The sequence below is a fragment of the Paraburkholderia sp. LEh10 genome, from assembly GCF_017814945.1.
Classification (GTDB): Bacteria; Pseudomonadota; Gammaproteobacteria; order Burkholderiales; family Burkholderiaceae; genus Paraburkholderia.
The window spans coordinates 1-2,790 of record NZ_JAGIPX010000174.1; the positions used below are offsets into that span (position 1 = coordinate 1).

Annotated in this window: 5 protein-coding genes; 2 read left to right on the forward strand and 3 right to left on the reverse strand. The window is 58.6% G+C overall.

The window, feature by feature from the left end; translation table 11 throughout:
• On the reverse strand, positions 1 to 195 hold a 195-nt coding region (locus tag J8I87_RS43645; protein ID WP_209938832.1), incomplete at its 3' end, for a hypothetical protein.
• 3 nt (positions 196 to 198) lie between these two features.
• On the opposite strand from J8I87_RS43645, the gene J8I87_RS43650 reads away from it, so the two are divergent.
• Positions 199 to 750, forward strand: coding sequence for an NADP transhydrogenase subunit beta (locus J8I87_RS43650; protein WP_209938834.1), 552 nt, complete (start codon positions 199 to 201; stop codon positions 748 to 750).
• Between the two features lie 101 nt (positions 751 to 851).
• Here the strand turns inward: J8I87_RS43650 and J8I87_RS43655 are convergent, their stop codons facing one another.
• Both J8I87_RS43655 and J8I87_RS43660 read right to left on the reverse strand, forming a co-directional pair.
• The gene (locus J8I87_RS43655; protein ID WP_209938835.1) at positions 852 to 1,109 is read right to left on the reverse strand and encodes a hypothetical protein; all 258 of its coding nucleotides are present in this window, start codon (positions 1,107 to 1,109) and stop codon (positions 852 to 854) included.
• A gap of 96 nt (positions 1,110 to 1,205) precedes the next feature.
• Complete coding sequence (locus J8I87_RS43660; RefSeq protein ID WP_209938836.1) at positions 1,206 to 2,150, reverse strand: LysR family transcriptional regulator; 945 nt, start codon at positions 2,148 to 2,150, stop codon at positions 1,206 to 1,208.
• A 349-nt stretch (positions 2,151 to 2,499) separates the two neighbouring features.
• Here J8I87_RS43660 and J8I87_RS43665 point away from each other — a divergent pair.
• Positions 2,500 to 2,790, forward strand: a 291-nt coding sequence (locus J8I87_RS43665) for an MFS transporter (RefSeq protein WP_209938837.1), incomplete at its 3' end; no start/stop codon positions are given.

The following is a 2,790-nucleotide window of genomic DNA, read 5'->3' on the forward strand; positions in this document are numbered from 1 at the left end:
ACGGATGAAGTGATGGCCGAACTCGGCTATTCGTCCGCGCAGATCGAAGCGCTCAGGGCGTGCGGCGCGATCTGAACGAAGCAGCCCGAAGCAGCAGTCCGAAGCAGCAGTCCGAAGCAATAGTCCGAAGCAACAGGCAGGCAATCGGACCACAACGGAAACAACCACAGCCGCGAATGCGCGAAACGAGGACATGACATGCTGGATTGTATGGGCTTCATCGCGTGGTCCGGGCTAGAGCGCCTGGAGTTGTACGTCTTCGTTTTCGCGGGCGCGTTGCTGTTCGCCATCGCGGCGACCACGCTCGTCGGCCGGCTCACGCACAACAGGCCGAACATCCGGCAAGGCGCGGCCGGCGACAAGATCGTCGATATCGTCGCGCTCGGTTTGTGTATCTGGCTTGGTTACGCTTTTGTCGACGAGCCGGCGCAAATACCCGGCATCGCGGCGCTGTTCGCAGTGAGCCTGCTCGCGGCAGCGCTCGGCGCACATGTGATGCTGACCACACACGAGCATCACGCGCCTGCTCATTGTGGCATGACCGCGCGGCGCGGGGCATCGCTGCGCGTCGCGTGGGACGGCGACGCCGCGCGCATGCAACCCGCCGACGATTTCACGCAACGCTGGTCATGGACGAGCAGTCGGCGCCGGACGCAACCGTGCTGTGCGTCGTCCGCGCGGCACACGCACATGACGCATGCAACGATGCGCGTGCGCAGCCGGCAACGTTACCAGATCAAACGCCACTGAGACGCCACTGAGGAAAACACGGGCGGTCCGCTGCGTCGCGAACCATCCCGTTCACGAAGCGCGGACACCGAAGAGAGTCATGGATGAACTGCAACCCCGCGTCATTGAACCACGGACTCGCGATAAAACTGGTTCTTCCGGTCGAAGATCAGTTGCGCGAGAAAGTCGGCGTCATAGGCGTTGAGCAGATGCGCATGAAAGCGCTCGATATACGCGGTAATGCGCGCCAGTTCATTGCTGACATCGTCGAAGAAATCGAGCGTCGCCTGGCTCCAGCGAAAGCGCAGGCCGAGATCGCTGAACGCGGCGTTGTAGGCGCTCAGCAACGCTTCATTGTGCAGATTGGCAGATTGATTCATCGCCGTGCTCCCATGCAGTCGAGTGGTGATCGACCACAGCATAGAAGCCGCGGCGAATCCGCAATAGTTAAAGTTTTATTGGCAATCCATAGCCCGTCATTTATGGACGGCCAATTGATTCACGCGCGTGATCTGCTCGATCAGCTGCGCACCTTCTTCCAGCAGAAAGCGCTTGAACGCAACGGCAACGGGCGGCAGCCGCTTGTTCTTGCGGTGCACGACGTACCAGTTCAGCATGACCGGAAAGTCTTCGACGTCGAGCACAACGAGATGGCCGACCTGCAATTCGAGGCTGATCGTGTGCGCCGACAGAAACGCGATGCCCATGCCGGCAATCACGGCCTGCTTGATCGTCTCGGTGCTCTTGATCTCCATGGCGATCTTCAGGTTCGTGAGTCGCCCCGCAAAGCCTTCCTCCATCGAATTCCACGTGTCCGAACCGCGCTCGCGCACGACAAATGCTTCGCTGGCAAGCTGATTGATCTTGATGTTGCGCTTGCTGGCGAGGGGATGCGTGGGCGCTGCGACGATCACGTACGGATGCGGCGCGAACGCTTCGTGGATCGAATCCATTTCTTGCGGCGGGCGCACCATGACGGCGAGGTCGGTCTGGTTGGTCGACAACTGATGCAGCAGTTCTTCGCGGTTGTGCACCGAAAGGTTCAGTTCGACGCCCGCATAGCGGCGTGTAAATTCGGCCAGCAGCCGCGGAAAGAAGTAGTCGCCCGCGCTGATCACCGCGACGTTCAGCTTGCCGCCCGATATGCCCTTGAGCTGGCCCATCGCTTCATCGACTTCATGAAATTGCTGAATGATCGCGCGACTGTAGTGAAGCATTTCCGTGCCGGCCGGCGTCAGGTAGATCTTCTTGCCGAGCTGCTCGAAAAGCGGCAAACCGGCGTGCTCTTCGAGCTGCCTGACCTGCGTGGAAACAGCAGGCTGCGTGAGGTGCAGTTCCTCCGCCGCGCGCGAGAAGCTCAGGTGCCGCGCCACCGTTTCGAAGACCTTCAACTGGCGCAGGGTCGCGTTACGCATTGTCATGGCAGATGTATAAGCGAAGATGAATCTTCATGGTAACAAACTTTAATTATCAGTAATTCAGCATTGACCCTAGCATGGATTCTGTAATGGACGTTTTGAAGCGCAAGCATCGGGTTAACGCCTAAAAACAAGGCCAGATGCGATCAGCGTCAGAACGGATGACCGATCTGCCTTCATATGTCAGATAAAGGATTCGGTAAATCGGTTTAAAGGTTTTTTTGAAAAGAAGTACTGGAATTGGCATTACGAAATACACCCGAGGCAGTTCAACGGGACACAACTATAAGGTGGCATGCATACAGACCGGCGCTTTCGCCGGCTGTCCCAAATAGATAGCGGAGACAGGCACATGAACAGCATTTCTCAGCAAGCTCCGGTTGCGTTTTGGCGCAACCGCTGGTGGCAATTAGGATTCGGCATCCTGTGCATGGCGCTCGTCGCCAACCTGCAATATGCGTGGACGTTGTTCGTCGCGCCGATGAGTGCAAAGCATCACTGGGGGCAGGCTGAAGTTCAGCTCGCGTTCTCGATCTTCATTCTCACGGAAACCTGGCTCGTGCCCGTCGAAGGATGGCTCGTCGACCGCTTCGGTCCGCGTCCCGTCGTGGCGGGCGGCGCGATCTGCGCGGGCCTTGCGTGG

Bases quoted from the DNA above. Each gene is read 5' to 3' on its own strand.
- J8I87_RS43650 (WP_209938834.1), top strand. From the start codon at position 199: ATGCTGGATTGTATGGGCTTCATCGCGTGGTCCGGGCTAGAGCGCCTG.
- J8I87_RS43655 (WP_209938835.1), bottom strand. From the start codon at position 1,109: ATGAATCAATCTGCCAATCTGCACAATGAAGCGTTGCTGAGCGCCTAC.
- J8I87_RS43660 (WP_209938836.1), bottom strand. From the start codon at position 2,150: ATGACAATGCGTAACGCGACCCTGCGCCAGTTGAAGGTCTTCGAAACG.